At 49.6% G+C, this 2305-nt stretch carries 1 protein-coding gene; it reads right to left on the bottom strand.

Annotated features, from left to right (window positions below):
* Positions 1-2305, bottom strand: a 2305-nt coding sequence (locus A3751_RS14030) for an error-prone DNA polymerase (protein ID WP_068457175.1), incomplete at both ends; no start/stop codon positions are given.

The raw sequence follows: 2305 nt of genomic DNA, 5'->3' as shown, positions 1-2305 counted from the left end.
TCCAACAACCCTTAACAACTGCGCTCTTAAATAAGGTAACTTTTGCGCTCTGGCCGTTGCGCGCCATATGACGACATTGATATTGCCTGTCTCGTCTTCGAGAGTATAAAAGCTGACGCCTGCGGCGGTACCAGGACTTTGCTTTCCGGTCACGAGTCCCGACACAGAAACCAAAGATTTATGTGGCTGTTGCCATAAGGCATTAGCCATCACATCATTCTCCAACGCGCCAGCTTTGCGCAGCAAAGCAACGGGATGCCCGTCCAGGCTTAAGCCCGTAGATTGATAGTCTTCCTGCATATTTTGCCACTGATCTGGCGCTGTAAACTGTACATCCTCTTTAACAGACAAATGCTCATCAGTCTCACCGTTCCCAATCCGCTCAGACCAAAGCGGTGCATCATCTAGGCTTTTCATCAGGTCCCATCGTGCCTGATAGCGATTGCCCTTTAATTGCGCAAAGGCATTGGCTCCGGCCAATGCCTCCAGATCAAGTTGATTCAAACCTAAGGCCTGAATCTGCTGTAAAGAACGAAAACCAGAGTCTGGACGCGCGCGCTCGATTCGATCTATACCCTTTGCTGACAAGCCGCGTACTTGCCGAAAGCCGAGCCGTAATGCAAAACCCGGATCTACCGACGGCTGTTCAAGGATCTGTTGTTCAAGGCGATGGTCGCCAAAACTTTGGTTAATATCGACAGGCAACACACGAACGTGATGACGAACCGCGTCTTGCACCAACTGTGACGACGAATAAAACCCCATCGGCAAACTGTTCAGTAAACTCGCATAAAATGCCTGCGGAAAGTAATGCTTAAGCCATGCAGACACGTAAGCCAACACGGCAAAACTGGCAGCATGGCTTTCCGGGNAGCCATACTCTCCAAAACCACAAATTTGCTGAAAAACCCGTTCGGCAAATGCTTCATCATAACCACGAGCCAGCATGCCATTCACAAGTTTGCTGCGAAAACCTTGCAGCTGTGTACTGCGCTTCCAACTCGCCATAGCTCGACGCAACTGGTCGGCTTCACCGCCTGAAAATCCGGCGGCGACCATCGCAAGTTTAATCACCTGTTCTTGGAAGATCGGTACGCCAAGTGTTCGGGATAGAACCTCTTTCACTTCGCCTGAAGGGTAAGTAACCACCTCCTTACCGGATCGGCGTCTTAAATACGGATGCACCATGTCGCCCTGAATCGGCCCAGGGCGGACAATCGCAATCTGAATCACCAAGTCGTAATAACTCGCGGGTTTCAAGCGCGGTAGCATGCTCATTTGCGCGCGCGATTCGACCTGAAAAACACCGATACTGTCACCAGCCTGTAAGTCTGCATATACCGCAGGATCGTCCCCCAAGGAGGTGATCTCAGCAATGCTCAAAGCTCTGCCATAATGCTGGCGGATCATGTCGAAACTACGCCGAATCGCACTCAGCATACCCAGAGCAAGTACGTCTACCTTGAGCAGGCCGAGCGTTTCTAGGTCGTCCTTATCCCACTGAATGACTGTTCGATCGGCCATCGCTGCGTTTTCTACTGGCACAAGCTGCGATAAAGGGCCAGACGAAATAACAAAACCGCCAACATGCTGTGAAAGATGCCGAGGGAACCCAATAAGTGATCGTGTCAGGTGCACCAATCTCGCCAATTTTGGATTCGTATCGTCCAAGCCTTGGGCAAGTAGCTGCTCATCCCAGGCCTGTGATCGATCTCTGCGATCAATATTTTTTAGATATAACTCAAGTGCACTCTCTTCAATGCCCAGCACTTTACCGACACTGCGAAAAGCACTTTTATAACGAAAGCTAATCACAGTCGCGGCCAGAGCAGCGCGCTCTCGCCCATATTTTTCATAGATATATTGCATCACCTCTTCACGACGTTGATGCTCAAAGTCGACATCGATATCAGGCGGTTCATTACGTTCCTTGGAAATAAAGCGTTCGAACAGCACGCTGATTTGGCGAGGGTCAACCGAGGTAATTTCAAGACAATAACAAACAACAGAGTTAGCCGCAGAGCCTCTGCCTTGATATAAAATTCCACGAGATTTGGCAAAGCGCACAATGTCATGCACAGTAAGAAAGAAATATTCGTAACCCTGCTCTTCAATGAGCTTAAGCTCGCGTCGAATCGTGCCTTGAATAGGTAGGGCAACACCGTTCGGAAAGCGCGTTTTCATACCTTTAGCCACTAAATGCTTCAAGTACTGATGAGCGGTGAAACCGTTCGGCACCAGTTCTTCTGGATATTCATAACGGAGTGTCGACAAATCAAAACAGCAGCGTTGTGCGATACGCACA

This window comes from Oleiphilus sp. HI0080, from assembly GCF_001635135.1.
Note: the sequence above shows the minus strand (reverse complement) of the source record. Positions and strands in the feature narration are given on the sequence as shown.